Genomic DNA, 16,499 nt, shown 5'->3' on the forward strand with positions numbered 1-16,499 from the left:
GTGAGCTCCTACTTGATGCCGCTGAAGCCGATGGAGTTGACCACGCGCTTGGCGAAGACCGCGAAGAGCAGGATCATCGGCAGCGCGGCGATGAGGGTGGCGGCCATCAGGCCCGCCCAGTCGGTGCCGGTCTGCGGGGACTGCGCCCGGAAGACGCCCAGGGCCACCGTCAGTACGCGGGAGGCGTCCGTGTAGGAGACCATCAGCGGCCAGAAGTAGTCGTTCCAGGCCGTCATGTACGTGAGGATGCCCAGGGTCGCCATCGGCGCCGCCGACATCGGCAGGACCACCCGGAAGAACACGCCGACCTTGGAGACGCCGTCCAGCAGGGCGGCCTCCTCGATCTCGGCGGGGACGTTCATGAAGAACTGCCGCAGGAAGAACACCGCGAACGGGGTCATGAACATCGTGGGCAGCGCGATGCCGAGCATGTTGTCCACCAGTCCCAGCTCCTTGATGAGCACGAAGTTGGGCAGCAGGGTGAAGATGGCGGGCACCATGAGCCCGGCCAGGAACAGGCCGAACACCTTGTCCCGCCCGGGCCACTTCAGCCGGGAGAAGGCGTAGGCGGCCATGGCCGAGAACAGCAGCTGGCCTGCGGTGATGAGCGTGGCCACCACCACGGAGTTCAGCAGGTAGCGCCAGAAGTTCAGCGACGTGCCGGAGCCGCCCTCGGCGAGGGCCTCCTCGGTGGACTGCAGGCCCAGCACGCGTTCGAAGGCGCCGAAGGTGAACTCCGGCGGCAACCAGGAGGAGGGGTCGGCCTGGAGCCCCGGGTTCGTGGACAGCGCGGTGCGCAGCATCCAGTAGAACGGGAACAGTGTCACCAGGACGACGGCGATCAGGAAGGCCCAGGCGAGCACCTTGCCGGGGGCGATCCGCCGGCGCGGTGCGCCCGGGCGGGCGGGGCCGGTGTCCGTGGGGTCCGCGGCCACCGGGGCTGCCGCGCCGGCGGGGCTGGGCGCAGCGCTTCCGGGCTGCGCGGGAGCAGGGGTCGGGTTCATCGGAACTCCTCGGGGTCAGGCCAGGTCCGTGGACCCGGCGCGGGTCAGACGGAACTGGAGGAAGGTGATGACGGCCAGGACCACGAGCAGGGCCACGGACATCGCCGAGGCGTAGCCGAACTGGAAGCGGCCGAACGCCATGTCGTAGATGTAGAGCTGGAGCACGTTGGTGGCGTTGGCGGGTCCTCCGGCCGTGGTCACGGCCACGGTGTCGAACACCTGGAAGGACCCGATCACCGTCATGATGAGCACCAGCGCCAGGATCGGACGCAGCAGGGGCAGGGTGATGGTGAAGAAGGTCCGGACCTCGCCCGCCCCGTCGATCCGCGCCGCCTCGTAGACGGACTGGGGCAGGGTCTGCAGACCCGCGAAGATCAGCAGGGCCGTGTAGCCCATGTGCCGCCACACGTTGATCAGCGCGATCGTGGGGATCGCCCAGGTCTCGTCGGAGAGGAAGCCGATCCGGTCCAGCCCCACCCACGAGATGACCTGGTTGGCCACACCGAACTGGGTGTCGAGGATCCACAGCCACACGATCGCGGCGACCACGTTGGAGACCAGGTACGGGGCGAGCACCACCCCGCGCAGGAAGGTGGACTGCGTCAGGTGGTGCATCATCAGCGCGATGAGCAGGGCGAACGCGGTCTGGATCCCGATGTTCAGCAGGACGTACTCCACCGTGACCAGCAGCGAGTCCCAGAAGATGGGGTCCTGCACGAGGCGACGGTAGTTGGCCAGGCCGACGAACTCAGACGGGGTCAGCAGGTTGAAGCTGGTAAAGCTCAGCCAGATCCCGCGCACGGTGGGCCAGGCGAGGAAGACGAGGAAGCCCAGGGCCGCGGGGGCGATGAACACCAGGGCGATCCGGGTGTCCTGCCGGCCGCGCCGTCGTGAGCGTCCGGGGGCGCCGGCCGCACCGCGCCGGCGGGAGAGGGTCGTCGTGGACATGGGTGGCCTCAATCCTGGGTGGAGAGCGGGGCGGGGGACAGGGCCTCGAGACGGAGGATCCGCAGGGTGTCCGGGGCCAGCCACGGCGCGTGGACGCCCACCGTCTGCAGCGCGCGTCCGGACAGGACCGCGCCCTGCTCTCCGGGCCACCACGGCGGGCGGCGGAACCCGTGCGGCTCGGCTCCGGGGGTGACGTCCCGGACCCGGTAGCGGCGGTCCGGATCCAGGCCGCGCAGGCGGAACCGGCCCACCGGCTCGACGTCGGGCAGGGCGGCCGCGACGACGGCGAACAGCGCTTCCGAGCGGTCGGGGGCGACGACGCCGTGGATCTGCAGGGCCGGGTCGAACGCGTCCAGGCGCACCAGCCTGCCCGAGTGGAGCAGGCCGCGGTGGTCCTTGTGGAAGGCGACCCACTCGGCCAGCTCGGACGTCTCCTGCTCGGTGGCCTGGGTGAGGTCCCACTCGATGCCCAGGTGGCCCCACACGGCGGTGCCGGCGCGGAAGTGCAGGGTGTGCATGCGACCGGTGGTGTGCGAGGCGCCGGAGGCGATGTGGGCGCCCATGAGCTCCGCCGGGATCAGCTGCTGGGTCCACCGGTGCATCTGCTGGCGCTCGAAGGGATCGATGTCGTCGGAGGTCCACACCCGGTCGGTGTGCTCGAGGACCCCGAGGTCCACGCGGGCGCCGCCGGAGGAGCAGGACTCGATCTCCAGGTCCGGGAACCTCTCCTTCAGCTCGGCCATCAGCCGATAGGTCGCCAGGGTCTGGGCGTGCACCCCGGGGCGTCCGTCGGGCTGGGTGCCGGCCTCGAGCAGGTCGCGGTTGTGGTCCCACTTGATGTAGGCGATCGGGTGCTCCGCCAGGAGAGCCACCATCTGGTCGCGCACGTGCGCATACGCCTCCGGGATGCCCAGGTCGAGCACCTGCTGCCGGCGGGACTCGGTCGGCAGGCGACCGCCCGGGCCCATGATCCACTCGGGGTGGGCGCGGGCCACGTCGGAGTCGGGGTTGACCATCTCCGGTTCGAACCACAGCCCGAACTCCATGCCCAGGCCGGTGACGTGGTCGATCAGCGGGGACAGGCCCTGCGGCCACACGTCGGGGGAGACCACCCAGTCGCCCAGCCCGGCGCTGTCGTCGCGGCGGGCGCCGAACCACCCGTCGTCGAGCACGTACCGCTCCACGCCGGCGGCGGCCGCGCGGTCGGCCAGGGCGGTCAGCTTCTCGAGGCGGTGGTCGAAGTAGACGGCCTCCCACACGTTCAGCGTCACGGGCCGGGGCCGGGACGGGTGCTGGGGGCGGGTCCGGAGCCAGTCGTGGAAGCGTGCGGCCTGCTCGTCCAGCCCCAGCCCGTGCACGCCGTACAGCCAGGGGGTGGTGTAGCTCTCGCCCCGGGCCAGGACCACCTCTCCGGGCAGCAGCAGCTCGGAGGCGCCGAGGACCTGGTGACCGTCGTAGAGCCGCTCCGCCCACGTGCGGTGGTTGCCGGAGAAGCCCAGGTGCAGGCCCCAGACCTCGCCCTCGGCGAAGCTGAAGCCGGGCTCCCCGGCGGTCAGCGCGTAGGCGGCGTCGGCGCCGGTGCGTCCCTTGCGCCCCTCCCGCAGGTGCGTGCCGACGGTGAGCTCCCGGCGCTGGGGAACGCGCTCCTTGCCCCAGTGCCCGGCGAAGTCGAGGACCTCCCGGGCGTGGACGGGCAGCGGGAGCACCAGGCCGAGCTCATGGACGCGGTAGGACCCGGCGGCGGTGTTCGTCAGGGTGGCGCGGGCCCGCAGCAGCCCCGAGGACGTCAGTTCCAGCTCGATCACCACGCGCAGACCCGCGCCGGTGTCCTCCGCCACCACGTGCAGGCGGCCCGTGCCGACGCTCACCAGGGCCCCGTCCGTGGCGACCTCCTGCGGGTCCACCGGCTCCAGGAAGGCCTCCGTCACCCGCAGGAGCGGGGTCCACCCGGTGCCGTCCCGGTCCCCGACGAGTCCCGGCCGGCCGCTCCAGCCGGTGTGCCGGCTGCCCAGCACGTCGGGGCGCATCGGGAGGTCCTGCCCGTTGGCCGTGCCGTGGGGCACGGCGGCCTCGACGAGCAGGGTGGCCTCGGCCGCGTCGAGACCGGGCAGCGCCGCGCCCCAGTGCACCACCGAGGGCAGCAGGGTCTCGGAGAGGTCGACCAGCACCGATACGCCCCCGCTCAGGAGGTGGACACGGCACGGTCCGGTCGGATCGAGGGTGGTGGTCGGCTCGAGGGTCACAGCAGTCACGTCGGCTCCTGGTCGCTGATCGGGGTGGTGGGGGCGGGCACTCGATCGAGGCGATCGATCGGTGTGTTCCATGTCATAGTAGAAGCGACAGAATCAAACATCAACCCTGTTGAAAAACACACCGAAATGTTTGTATTGTGGGACAAGTCACCATTCCGGGGCCTCGACAGGCCTGTGCCGAACCAGGAGGACCCATGACCGAGATGCTTCCCGACCGCCGGCGGCGGGAGATCCTCGACCGCGTCCGCGCGGCCGGCGCCGTACGGGTCGCCGACCTGGTCGCCGAGCTGGGCGTGTCGGACATGACGGTGCGCCGGGACCTGGACCGGCTGGCCCGGGACGGGGAGCTGCAGAAGGTGCACGGCGGGGCGAAGCTGCCCGCGGGGTCCTCCGCGGCCGAGCCGGGCTTCACGCACAAGTCCGAGCTGCAGCTGCCGGAGAAGGCCGCGATCGCCGCCGCGGCCGAGGCCATGGTGGAGCCCGGGATGTCGGTCTCGCTGAACTCCGGGACCACCACCTTCGCCCTGGCCCGCGCCCTGCGCCGCGTCTCCGGGATCACGGTGGTGACGAACTCCCCGCGCATCGCCGACGTCCTCCAGGACGCGCCGGCCACGGGCCAGACCGTGGTCCTCCTCGGCGGCGTCCGCACCCCCTCGGACGCCCTGGTGGGCCCGCTGGCCACCGCGGCCCTGCGCACCCTGCACGTGGACCTGTGCTTCCTGGGCGTGCACGGGCTGTCGGTGCGCGACGGGCTGACCACCCCGAACATGATGGAGGCCGAGATCAACCGCCTCTTCCTGGAGCGCTGCGACCGCAGCGTCGTACTGGCCGACTCCACCAAGTGGGGCCTGTCCGGTCTGCACCGCATCGCCGGCCTCGAGGAGGTCGACACCGTCGTGACCGACGACGGCCTCGACGCCGCGGACCGCGAGACCCTGAACCAGCACGTCCCCGACCTGCGACTGGAGCCCGTCCGATGACACTTCCCCTGCCCACCGGACGCGCCGGGACCCTCGCGCACCGCACTCACCACCTCGCCGACGGGCGGGAGGCCGTGTTCTTCTCCGACCGCGGCACCCCGCCCGTGGAGCACGTCGTGGACCGCAGGCCCCTCGACGCCCGGTCCGGTGGCGGCGATGTGCGCTTCGACCGGCTGACGGGGGAGTGGGTGGCCGTGGCCGCCCACCGCCAGGCGCGCACCTATCTGCCCCCGGCCGACCAGTGCCCGCTGTGCCCGAGCACGGGCGGGCGGGAGTCGGAGATCCCCGCGGAGAACTTTGACGTCGTCGTCTTCGAGAACCGCTTCCCCTCGCTGGGGCCGGAGCTGGCCGAACTGCCGGACCCGGAACAGGTGGGGGAGCGGTCCCTGTGGGGCGCCCCGTCCCCGGCCGTGGGGCGCTGCGAGGTGGTGGTGTTCACCCCCGAGCACCAGGGCTCCTTCGCGTCCCTGCCCTTCGAGCGGGCGCGCACCGTGGTGGAGGCCTGGGCCCAGCGCACCGAGGCGCTCTCGGCCATGGCCGGCGTCCGGCACGTCTTCCCCTTCGAGAACCGCGGCGAGCAGATCGGCGTGACCCTGCACCATCCGCACGGGCAGATCTACGCCTATCCCTATCCGGCTCCGCACGCCGCCCGGCTGGCCGCCCGCTCGAGGGCCCACCTGGCCGCCACGGGACGGGCGCTGATGGGGGAGGTCCTGGCCGACGAGACCGCTTCGGGGGACCGGATGGTGATCGAGGGCGAGCACTTCTCCGCGTTCGTGCCCTATGCCGCGCGCTGGCCACTGGAGGTCCACCTCGTCCCGCACCGGCAGGTGCCGGACCTCGCCGCGCTCACCGGGCCCGAGCGGGACGAGCTGGCAGTGGTGTACCAGGACCTGGTCCAGCGCGTCGACCGGCTCTACACGACCCCGACCCCCTACATCGCCGCCTGGCACCAGACCCCCGTGGACGCGGCGGACCGGGAGGCCGGCCGGCTGCACCTGCAGCTCACCAGCCCGCGCCGGGCCGAGGACAAGCTGAAGTTCCTCGCCGGCTCCGAGGCCGCCATGGGGGCGTTCATCAACGACGTCACCGCCGAGCAGACCGCCGCACGCCTGAGGGAGGCCGCACGATGACCCGCCGACAGACCGCTCCGCCGCCCGCGCACGACGACGCCGTCCGGGCCGAGCAGCTCGCCCGGCGCTTCGCCGAGGTGTACGGCCACGCCCCCGACGGGGTGTGGCGGGCCCCGGGCCGGGTGAACCTCATCGGGGAGCACACCGACTACAACGACGGCTTCGTGCTCCCGTTCGCCATCGACCGCTCCGCCATGGTCGCCGTCCGGCTGCGCCGCGATCCCGGGCCGGCGCCGGAGCACGGGCAGGAGCCCGGACCGGGGCACGGCGAGGAACGGGAGCCGGCCGGGCACGACGTCGTCGACCTGGCCTCCACCTGGGCCCCGGACGGCTCCGGGCTGTCCCGGGCGCGGTTCCGGATCCCGGAGCTGCGCCCGGGGACGGTCCCCGGGTGGGGGGCCTATCCGGCCGGGGTCGTGCACGTGCTCGCCGGCCTCGACGGGGTCCGGGTCCCCGGCTTCGAGCTGCTGCTCGACTCGACCGTCCCCGTGGGCGCGGGCCTGTCCTCCTCCCACGCGGTGGAGGTCGCCACCGTCGTGGCGCTGGACGACCTGCTGGGGCTGGGCCTGGACCGCCCCGCGATGGCGCGGCTGACGCAGCGGGCGGAGAACGAGTTCGTCGGCGCCCCGACCGGGATCATGGACCAGTCGGCCTCGCTGCGGGGCCGGGCGGGAGCCGCGCTGTTCCTGGACTGCCGCACCCAGGCAGCCGAGCTCGTGCCGCTGCCGGTGGCCGAGCACGGGCTGACGGTGCTGGTGCTGGACACGGGGGTCGCCCACTCCCACGCCGACGGCGGCTACGCCGCCCGCCGCGCCGCCTGCGAGCGCGGGGCCGCCGCCCTCGGCGCGGCCTCCCTGCGCGACGTCCCGGAGCAGGCCGAGCTGACCGCGCTCGACGAGCAGACCGCCCGCCGGGTCCGGCACGTGCTCGGCGAGAACCGCCGGGTGCTGGAGACCGTCGAGCGGCTGCGGGCCGGTGACGTCCGGGGCATCGGGGAGCTGCTGGTCGCCTCCCACGCCTCGCTGCGGGACGACTACGAGGTGTCCTGCCCGGAACTGGACCTGGCCGTGGACACCGCCCTCGCCGCGGGGGCCCTGGGCGCCCGGATGACCGGCGGCGGCTTCGGCGGGTCCGCGATCGCCCTCGTGCCCGAGGAGCGGGCGGACCGGGTGCGGAGCGCGGTCGCGGAGGCCTTCGCGGAGGCGGGCCGCCGGGCGCCGGACGTCTTCGCCGTCGTTCCGGGGGAGGGGGCCGGCCGGGTGCGGTGACGGGCCCCGCCCGGGGCCGCCGGTCACGTTCAGGACACGGGTCACCGCCGTGGGGCCCGCGTGCCAGAATGACCGCATGAGCAACCCCATGAACATCTCCGGGCGCAACCCCGACAAGGAGGCCCGCGCGCACCGGCCCCCGGTCACGGAGCTGTCCCCGGAGCAGTGCTGGGAGCACCTCTACAGCGCCCGCTTCGGCCGGATCGCCACCATGGACGGCGACGAGATCGAGATCACCCCGATCAACCTCGTGGCCGACGACGGGAAGATCTACTTCCGCACGGCCAAGGGCACCAAGCTGCTGCACCTGGTGCTCAACGAGCACGTGGCCGTGCAGGTCGACCAGGCGCAGGGCGGGGAGGCGTGGTCCGTGATCGTGCGCGGCACGGCCCGCCAGCTGACCGATCCGGAGGAGACCGCCCGGGTCGACGAGCTGCCGCTGCGGCCGTGGCTGGAGACCACCAAGCTCGAGTACGTCGAGGTGGTCCCCACGAAGGTCACCGGCCGCGTGTTCCACCTGGGCCACTGACCCCGCACCGCGGACCGGGGTCCGGCCCGGCGCCGGGGGTCCCGCCGCGCTTGTAGCCTGGACCCGTGGCACAGCACCGGATCGTCCTGCACTACGTCTTCGTCCCGCTCCCCGACCCCACGGCCGTGATGCTCTGGCAGCGCGCCCTGTGCGCGGGCCTGGGCCTGCGCGGCCGGATCATCGTGTCCCCGCACGGGCTCAACGCCACCGTGGGCGGTGAGGTCGGGGCGCTCAAGCAGTACACCCGGGCCACCCGCTCCTATCCCGGCTTCCGGGACACGGTGTTCACGTGGTCGGACGGCTCGGCCGAGGACTTCCCGCGGCTGTCGGTCAAGGTCCGCGACGAGCTCGTGTCCTTCGGCGCGCCGGGCGAGCTCCGGGTCGACGAGCACGGCGTCGTGGGCGGCGGCACCCGCCTGGCCCCCGCCGAGGTGGACGAGCTCGTGGCCCGCCGGGGCGAGGACGTCGTGTTCTTCGACGGCCGCAACGCCCACGAGGCGCGGATCGGGCGCTTCCGCGGGGCCGTGGTCCCGGACGTGGCGCACACCCGCGACTTCGTGGCCGAGCTGGACTCCGGGAAGTACGACCACCTGAGGACCCGGCCCGTGGTCACCTACTGCACCGGCGGGATCCGCTGCGAGGTGCTCTCCGCGCTGATGCGCGACCGCGGCTTCGAGGAGGTCTACCAGCTCGACGGCGGCATCGCCGCGTACGGGCGCGAGCGCGGGGACCGGGGGCTGTGGGAGGGCTCCCTCTACGTCTTCGACCGGCGGATGCACGTGCCGTTCACCCCGGCCGCGGTCACGATCGGGCGCTGCGACCGGTGCGCCGGCCCCGCGAACCGCTTCGTCAACTGCGCGGACGCGTCCTGCCGCGCCCTCGTCCTCGCGTGCCCGGCCTGCCACGAGGAGCACCCGCAGCTCACGTGCCCCGCGGGGTGCGGGACCGCCCCGCGCCCCGCACCCGACGACGGCGCCCCGGTCGCCTCGGGGGCCGCCCCGGCACCCGTGCCCGGCGGCGGCGCGCCGGCCGCCTCCCTGCCGGTCCCGGCGCTCTCACCCGACGACGGCGCCCCGGTCGCCTCGGGGGCCGCCCCGGCACCCGTGCCCGTGCCGACGAGCGCCGCATGAGCCCCGCCGCACCCGGTCCCTCCGCGGCGCCGGCCTTCTCCCGGGTCCCGGGCACCCCCGTCTCCGACGACCCGCGGGCACCGGCCGCCCTGCACGACGCCCTCCGCCGCACGGGCTTCACCCACGACCGCGTGGCGGAGCTGCTGGGGGAGGCGGCCATGGACGCGCTCGCGCGGGACCAGGCGGTGCCCGCCCTGCGGGTGCTCGAGCCGGCCCTCCGCACGCCGGGGCACCCGGACCGGGCGCTCGCCGGGATCACCACCCTCTTCCTGCTGGGGCGCACCGTCCCCGCGGAGACGCTCGAGCCCGCCCCGGTGCGTCCCGAACAGCTCGTGGGCCTGGGCCTCGCGGAGGAGACGGCGGGCGGGCTGCGCTCCACCGTGGACCTGCGCCCCCACGCCTCCGACGACGGGACGGAGCTGTACGTCGCGAGCGACCTGGGCGAGTCCCAGCGCCCCGGTGCGCTGCGCCGGGACCACGTGCTGGGCATCGGGCAGGCGTCCCTGACGCTGGCCCAGACCACCGACCGCCGCCGGGTGGACCGGGCGCTGGACCTGGGGACCGGCTGCGGCATCCAGGCGTTCCACCTCCTGGCGCACGCGGGGCACGTCACCGCGACCGACGTCTCGGACCGGGCGCTGGGCTTCACCCGGTTCAACCTGCTGCTCAACGCGGCGGCCCTCGGCATCGACCCCGGCCGGCTGGAGGACCGGGTGAGCCTGCGCGCGGGCTCCCTGCTCGAGCCCGTGCGCGGCGAGCAGTTCGACCTCGTGGTGTCCAACCCGCCGTTCGTGATCACCCCGCGGCCCGCCGGGGAGGCCCCGCAGGACCGCTACACCTACCGGGACGGCGGCCTGCCGGGGGACCGGATCGTGGCCGACCTCGTGCGCGAGCTCCCCGCGGTCATGGCCCCCGGGGCCACGGCCCACCTGCTCGGCAACTGGGAGGTGCTCGCCCCGCGGCCGGGGGACGCGCGCCCGGCCGCCGAGCGCTGGGCGCTGCGGCCCGAGCAGTGGGTTCCCGGAGGCGTGGACGCGTGGTTCGTCCAGCGGGAGCTGGCCACCCCGGAGGAGTACGCCGAGACGTGGCTGCGGGACGCGGCGGAGTCCCGCGACCTCGAGCACTACGAGCGCGCCTACCGCGCCTACCTCGACGACTTCGCCGCCCGCGGCGTCGAGGCCGTGGGCTTCGGGATGATCCGCCTCCGCCGCCCGGCCCCGTCCCGCCCCGGGGACGTGCTCCGCCGCTTCGAGCACGTCCCCCACCCGGTCCAGCAGCCGCTGGCCCCGGCGCTCGCCGCCGCGTGGGAGCGGGCCGACTGGCTCGCGACGCACCCGCAGGACTGGCTCGACGCCCGGCTCGTGGCCCCCGAGGACGTCACCGAGGAGCGCCACCAGCGTCCCGGCGCGGAGCACCCCGGCGTGATCCTGCTCCGGCAGGGGACCGGGCTGCGCCGGACCGTGGTGCTCTCGAGCGAGGCCGCCGGCTTCGCCGGGGCGTGCGACGGCGAGCTGAGCGCCCGGCAGATCCTCGGGGCGCTCGCCGCCCTGCTGGACTGGGCCGGCGAGGAGCGGCAGCGGCTGACCGAGGAGGTCCGCCACCTCGTGCTCGACGGCTTCCTCGTGCCGCAGGAACCGGTGCCGTCCCCGGCGTGAGCGGCCGTGCCGGGCCGCTCCCAACGGCGTCCCGGGCGGTGCCGGGGCGGTCGGGGCCGTGGGCCGCGTCGCGGGCGCAGGAGCTGTGGGCGGATGAGCAGGCGGCGCCGCGGCCGCCGGGGTGGAAGGATGGGGGCATGAGCATCGGAGACAACCTGAGCCCCATCAAGACCCTCGACAAGGACGCCGTCTGGCAGCTCCTCGAGAAGCACCCGTTCGGGCGGCTCGCCGTCGAGGCGGCCGGACTCGTGGACATCTTCCCCGTGAACTACGTGGTGCACCAGCACAAGCTGTACTTCCGCACCGCCCAGGGCTCCAAGCTCTCGAGCCTGATCGTCAACGACCAGGTGGCGTTCGAGATCGACGAGGTCTCGGAGGACGACGTCGTGCGCTCCGTGGTGGTGCACGGGCGGGCCCGGCGGCTCGAGACCCGTGCCGAGGTGGACGCCGCGGAGGAGCTGCCGCTGAAGCCGTGGGCGCCCACGCTCAAGTACAACTTCGTGGTCATCGACGTGGAGACCGCCACCGGCCGCGAGTTCACGATCGGCGCCGAGCCCGAGCGCTACCCCTCCTGAGCGCGGCCCCGGCCGCGGCCCGGCCGATCGGAGCCGTCCGGGCCCCGGGCGGCCGGGCGCCCGGTCCGGGAGCCGCCGCGGCCCCCGGCCGGGCCACCGGGCGGGGACCGACGGCGGTGAGGCGTTATGGTGGAGCGCAACGGCGGGCCGACGCCCGCCCGTTCGACCCGACGTCCAGCAGCGCCGCGGCCCGCGGCACCGCGGAGCGCAGCAAGGAGTACCGTGCCAACGAAGGCCACCCAGAGCCCCGGAACGGGCAAGAGCCTGCTCATCGTGGAGTCCCCCTCGAAGGTCAAGACCATCGCCGGGTACCTCGGCGACGCCTACGAGGTCGAGTCCTCGATGGGGCACATCCGTGATCTCCCGCAGCCCTCGGAGCTGCCGGCGGAGCTCAAGAAGGGGCCCTACGGCAAGTTCGCGGTGGACGTGGAGCACGGCTTCGAGCCGTACTACGTGGTCAACCCGGACAAGAAGAAGAAGGTCACCGAGCTCCGGCGCAAGCTCAAGGACGCCGACGCCCTCTACCTCGCCACCGACGGCGACCGCGAGGGGGAGGCGATCGCGTGGCACCTCCTGGAGGTGCTCAAGCCCAAGGTCCCCGTCTACCGGCTCACCTTCCCCGAGATCACCCGCGAGGCCATCGAGCGGGCCTTCGGCGAGCTGCGCGAGCTCGACCAGGACCTGGTCGACGCGCAGGAGACCCGGCGCATCCTGGACCGGCTCTACGGCTACGAGATCTCCCCGGTGCTGTGGCGCAAGATCGCCTCCGGCCTGTCCGCAGGGCGCGTGCAGTCCGTGGCCACGCGCCTGGTGGTGGAGCGGGAGCGGCAGCGCATGGCCTTCGTGCCCGCCGACTACTGGGACCTCAGCGGGACCTTCGCCCGCACCGACGGCGAGGACGCCGGCACCGCCTTCAGCGCCCGGCTCTCCTCCGTGGACGGCAAGCGGGTGGCCGGGGGCCGCGACTTCGGCGACGACGGCGTGCTCAAGGGCGCCGTCGACAAGCTCGCGCACCTCGACGAGCAGGCCGCCCGCGAGCTGGCCGCCGGCCTCGAGGACGCGGCGTTCACGGTCCGGTCGCTGGAGACCAAGCCCTACACCCGCCGCCCGGCCGCGCCGTTCACCACCTCCACGCTGCAGCAGGAGGCGGCGCGCAAGCTGCGCTTCACGTCCCGGACCACCATGCAGGTGGCGCAGAAGCTGTACGAGAACGGCTACATCACCTACATGCGCACCGACTCCGTGGCGCTGTCGGACCAGGCGGTCACGGCCGCCCGGCGCCAGGCCACGGAGCTCTACGGCGCGGACTTCGTGCCCGGCTCCCCGCGGCTCTACAGCTCCAAGTCGAAGAACGCGCAGGAGGCGCACGAGGCCGTGCGCCCCGCCGGGGACTCCTTCCGCACCCCCAACCAGGTCCGCGGCGAGCTCTCCGCGGACGCCTACCGGCTCTACGAGCTGATCTGGAAGCGCACCGTGGCCTCCCAGATGGCCGACGCCAAGGGCTCGACGGCGACCGTGCGGCTCGGGGCGACCTCGTCCACCGGCCGGGACGCCGAGTTCTCCGCGTCCGGCACCGTCATCACCTTCCGCGGCTTCCTGGCCGCCTACGAGGAGGGCCGGGACGAGGACCCCGCCACCGACAAGGACGGCGGCAAGGACGGGGACAAGCGGCTCCCGCGGATGGCGGAGGGCGACCGCCTGGACGCCACCGACGTCGAGGCGGACGGGCACCGCACCTCGCCCCCGCCCCGCTACACCGAGGCGTCCCTGGTCAAGGTCCTCGACGAGCTCGGCATCGGCCGGCCCTCGACCTACGCGGCCGTCATCTCGACGATCATGGACCGCGGCTACGTCCGGGTGCGGGGCTCCGCGCTCATCCCCTCGTGGACCGCGTTCTCCGTGGTGCGCCTGCTCGAGGAGCACTTCTCCGACTACGTGGACTACGACTTCACGGCGGAGATGGAGGAGGGCCTCGACCGGATCGCCCGCGGCGAGGAGGACAGCACCGACTGGCTGCAGGACTTCTACTTCGGCTCCCAGGGCCACGAGAACGGGCTCAAGCCCATCGTCGACGACCTCGGCGAGATCGACGCGCGCGCCGTGAACTCGATCCCCGTGACCGAGGACATCACCCTGCGGGTCGGCAAGTTCGGCCCCTACCTCGAGGTGGCCGGGACCCTGGACCCGGAGACCGGGGAGCTCACCGACCCGGTCCGGGCCAACGTGCCGGAGGACCTCGCCCCCGACGAGCTCACGCCCGACAAGGCCCGCGAGCTCATCGAGACCGGCAAGGCCGACGGCCGCGAACTCGGCCGCGACCCCGTGACCGGGCGCACCATCGTGGCCAAGGACGGCCGCTACGGGCCCTACGTCACCGAGGTGATCCCCGAGCCCACCGCCGAGGAGCTCGCGGCCCAGCCCGTCGAGTACTACAAGAACGGCAAGCCCAAGCCCCCGAAGAAGCCGGTCAAGGAGAAGCCCCGCACGGGGTCCCTGCTCTCCACGATGACCCTGCAGGACGTGACCCTCGAGGACGCCCTCAAGATCCTGTCCCTGCCGCGCACGCTGGGCACGGACGCCGAGGGCAACGAGATCACGGTGCAGAACGGCCGGTTCGGCCCCTACCTCAAGAAGGGCGGCGACTCGCGCTCGCTGCAGTCCGAGGAGCAGCTGTTCACGGTCACCCTCGACGAGGCCCTGAAGATCTACGCCCAGCCGAAGCAGCGCGGCCGCGGCACCGCGAAGCCGCCGCTCGCGGACCTGGGCACCGACCAGATCACGGAGCGGCCCATGGTGATCAAGGACGGTCGCTTCGGCCCGTACATCACCGACGGGGAGACCAACGTGACGGTTCCGCGCGGTGAGACGGTGGAGCAGATCACCCCGGCGCGCGCGAGCCAGCTGCTCGCGGAGAAGCGCGCCCAGGGCCCCGCCCCGAAGAAGACGGCGCGGTCCTCGGCCAAGGGCACGACGAGGACCGGCACGAAGAAGAGCACGGCCAAGAAGCCCGCGGCGGCCAAGCCCGCCCGCGCCGGGTCCAAGGGCTGAGCCGTCCCGCGCGGGGCGGACACGGAACTCGAAGGAGCACCACGGCATGCGTCTCGGAGTCCTCGACGTGGGGTCGAACACCGTCCACCTCCTCCTGCTCGACGTCTACCCGGGCTCCCGGCCCGAGCCGTACGCGTCCCACAAGCTCGGCCTGCGGCTCGTGCAGTACCTCGACGCGGACGGCCGCATCTCCGACGCCGGCCGGGACGCCCTCACGGCGTTCGTGATCGAGGCCCGGGACTTCGCCGTGGACAACCGGGCCGAGGACTTCCTGGCGTTCGCGACCTCCGCGATCCGCGAGGCCGGCAACGGGGCGGAGGTGCTGGACCACGTGCAGTCCCGCTCCGGCGTCACCCTCACGGAGCTGGCCGGGGACCAGGAGGCGGCCGTCACGTTCTTCGCGGTGCGCCGCTGGTTCGGCTGGGGCGCGGGGACCGTCCTGGACCTCGACATCGGGGGAGGGTCCTTCGAGATGGCCCTGGGCGACAACGCGCTGCCCACCGTGGCGACGTCCGTGCCGCTGGGCGCGGGGCGTCTCACCCGCGCGTTCATCGCCGGCGACCTCGCGACCCCCAAGGAGATGAAGGCGCTGCGCAAGCACGTGCGCCAGGAGCTCAAGCCCGCCGTCGAGAAGGTCCGCGCCGCGGGGGAGCCCACCTGCGTGGCCGGCACGTCCAAGACGTTCCGTTCCCTGGCGCGGATCTGCGGGGCCGCACCGTATGCGATGGGCCCCTACGTGCCCCGCACCCTCCACCTCGAGGACTTGCGGCTGTGGGCCCGCCGGATGGAGGCCATGTCCCCCGACGAGCGCGCCGAGCTCCCGGGCGTCTCCGCCATCAGGGCCGCGCAGATCCTCGCCGGAGCCGTGGTGGCCGAGTCGGCCATGGACGCCTACGGCGTCGACTCGATCCGGATCTGCCCGTGGGCGCTGCGCGAGGGTCTGATCCTGCGCCGGCTGGACCAGCTGAACAGCCACTCCGACGTCCGCACCGTGGACCCCCGGCACCTGGTGGGTGCGGCATGAGCGAGCAGCCGGGCCCCGCCGCGGAGCCGTACCGTCCCCACGTGGCGCTGTCCACCAGCTCCCTCTATCCGCTCGGGGTCCCGGAGACCTTCGAGGCCGCCGTGGAGCTGGGCTACGACAGCGTGGAGGTGCTCGTCACGCACGAGCGGATGAGCCAGCTCACCCACCAGCTGCAGGACCTCGTGCAGCGCCACCAGCTCCCCATCTCGACCATCCACGCGCCCACCCTGCTGCTCACCCAGCAGGTGTGGGGCAAGTCCTGGACCAAGATCCAGATGGCCGCCGCCCTCACCGAGCAGGTGGGCGCGGAGGTCGTCGTGGTCCACCCGCCCTTCCGCTGGCAGCGCCGGTACGCCGCGAACTTCGTGGAGGGCGTGCGGGTGGTCTCCCAGGCCACGGGCGTGAAGATCTCCGTGGAGAACATGTACCCCTGGCGGGTCCGCGGCCGCGACACCGTGGTCTACGCCCCCCACTACAGCCCGCTGGGCCAGGACTACGACTGGGTGACGTGGGACTTCTCGCACGCCGCGACCGCCCGGATGGACTCCCTGGCCGCCATCCAGGAGCTGGGCCCCCGGCTCGGCCACGTGCACCTGACCGACGGCTCGGGCGAGACCACGGCCGACGAGCACCTGCTCCCCGGCCACGGCGTCCAGCCGGTGGCCGAGTCCCTCCGGTACCTCGCCTCCACCCGGTGGCAGGGCATCATCGGGGTCGAGGTCTCGACCCGCCGCTCGAAGAGCCCCGAGGAGCGAACCCAGTGGCTCGCGGAGTCCCTCGAGTTCGCCCGCCGGCACACGAGCCTGTCCGACGACGCCGACAGCTCCGCCGAGCCCGGCAGCACTGTCGAGCCCGGCGGCACCGGGAGCCCTGCCGGCTCGGGCGGCACCGGGAGCCCTGCCGGCGCCGACAGCGCCGGGGCCACCGAGGTCGGCGACGGCTGACCGCCGGGG

The 16,499-nt window shown here is 73.6% G+C and carries 13 protein-coding genes; 10 read left to right on the top strand and 3 right to left on the bottom strand.

Annotation, left to right across the window (positions count from 1 at the left end; translation table 11 throughout):
- Positions 1–8: 8 nt before the first annotated feature.
- Genes AVL61_RS00495 through AVL61_RS00505 form a run of 3 tightly spaced genes read right to left on the bottom strand, consistent with a single transcriptional unit; the run spans position 9 to position 4,204 of the window.
- Positions 9–1,004, bottom strand: a complete 996-nt coding sequence (locus AVL61_RS00495) for a carbohydrate ABC transporter permease (protein WP_082696867.1) — start codon at positions 1,002–1,004, stop codon at positions 9–11.
- Between the two features lie 15 nt (positions 1,005–1,019).
- Positions 1,020–1,952 carry a carbohydrate ABC transporter permease gene (locus AVL61_RS00500; RefSeq protein WP_058872415.1) on the bottom strand — a complete coding sequence of 311 codons (933 nt, stop codon included), beginning with the start codon at positions 1,950–1,952 and terminating at the stop codon, positions 1,020–1,022.
- Between the two features lie 8 nt (positions 1,953–1,960).
- Complete coding sequence (locus AVL61_RS00505) at positions 1,961–4,204, bottom strand: alpha-galactosidase (RefSeq protein ID WP_231738224.1); 2,244 nt, start codon at positions 4,202–4,204, stop codon at positions 1,961–1,963.
- A gap of 194 nt (positions 4,205–4,398) precedes the next feature.
- Between AVL61_RS00505 and AVL61_RS00510 the strand changes: the two genes are divergently transcribed.
- The 10 genes from AVL61_RS00510 to AVL61_RS00555 all read left to right on the top strand — a co-directional run bounded on the left by AVL61_RS00510 (position 4,399) and on the right by AVL61_RS00555 (position 16,490).
- Complete coding sequence (locus AVL61_RS00510) at positions 4,399–5,184, top strand: DeoR/GlpR family DNA-binding transcription regulator (protein ID WP_082696869.1); 786 nt, start codon at positions 4,399–4,401, stop codon at positions 5,182–5,184.
- Complete coding sequence (galT, locus tag AVL61_RS00515) at positions 5,181–6,317, top strand: galactose-1-phosphate uridylyltransferase (protein WP_058872417.1); 1,137 nt, start codon at positions 5,181–5,183, stop codon at positions 6,315–6,317. The genes AVL61_RS00510 and galT overlap by 4 nt, the downstream gene beginning before the upstream one ends.
- Complete coding sequence (locus tag AVL61_RS00520; RefSeq protein ID WP_058872418.1) at positions 6,314–7,585, top strand: galactokinase; 1,272 nt, start codon at positions 6,314–6,316, stop codon at positions 7,583–7,585. Before galT ends, AVL61_RS00520 begins: the two co-directional genes overlap by 4 nt.
- A gap of 76 nt (positions 7,586–7,661) precedes the next feature.
- Positions 7,662–8,114 carry a pyridoxamine 5'-phosphate oxidase family protein gene (locus AVL61_RS00525; RefSeq protein ID WP_231738225.1) on the top strand — a complete coding sequence of 151 codons (453 nt, stop codon included), beginning with the start codon at positions 7,662–7,664 and terminating at the stop codon, positions 8,112–8,114.
- 65 nt (positions 8,115–8,179) lie between these two features.
- Positions 8,180–9,244 (top strand): oxygen-dependent tRNA uridine(34) hydroxylase TrhO, encoded by a 1,065-nt coding sequence (gene trhO / locus AVL61_RS00530; protein WP_231738226.1) that lies wholly within the window; start codon positions 8,180–8,182, stop codon positions 9,242–9,244.
- A complete protein-coding gene (locus AVL61_RS00535) occupies positions 9,241–10,899 on the top strand; it encodes a DUF7059 domain-containing protein (RefSeq protein ID WP_058872420.1) in 1,659 nt (552 codons plus the stop codon). Before trhO ends, AVL61_RS00535 begins: the two co-directional genes overlap by 4 nt.
- 137 nt (positions 10,900–11,036) lie before the next feature.
- Complete coding sequence (locus AVL61_RS00540) at positions 11,037–11,474, top strand: pyridoxamine 5'-phosphate oxidase family protein (protein WP_058872421.1); 438 nt, start codon at positions 11,037–11,039, stop codon at positions 11,472–11,474.
- A gap of 222 nt (positions 11,475–11,696) precedes the next feature.
- A complete protein-coding gene (gene topA, locus AVL61_RS00545) occupies positions 11,697–14,522 on the top strand; it encodes a type I DNA topoisomerase (RefSeq protein WP_058872422.1) in 2,826 nt (941 codons plus the stop codon).
- A gap of 46 nt (positions 14,523–14,568) precedes the next feature.
- The gene (locus AVL61_RS00550) at positions 14,569–15,546 is read left to right on the top strand and encodes a Ppx/GppA family phosphatase (protein ID WP_058872423.1); all 978 of its coding nucleotides are present in this window, start codon (positions 14,569–14,571) and stop codon (positions 15,544–15,546) included.
- A complete protein-coding gene (locus tag AVL61_RS00555; RefSeq protein ID WP_082696870.1) occupies positions 15,543–16,490 on the top strand; it encodes a sugar phosphate isomerase/epimerase family protein in 948 nt (315 codons plus the stop codon). Before AVL61_RS00550 ends, AVL61_RS00555 begins: the two co-directional genes overlap by 4 nt.
- The last annotated feature ends 9 nt before the right edge of the window (positions 16,491–16,499 follow it).

This window comes from Kocuria rosea subsp. polaris (genome assembly GCF_001483755.1).
Taxonomy (GTDB): Bacteria; Actinomycetota; Actinomycetes; order Actinomycetales; family Micrococcaceae; genus Kocuria; species Kocuria cellulosilytica.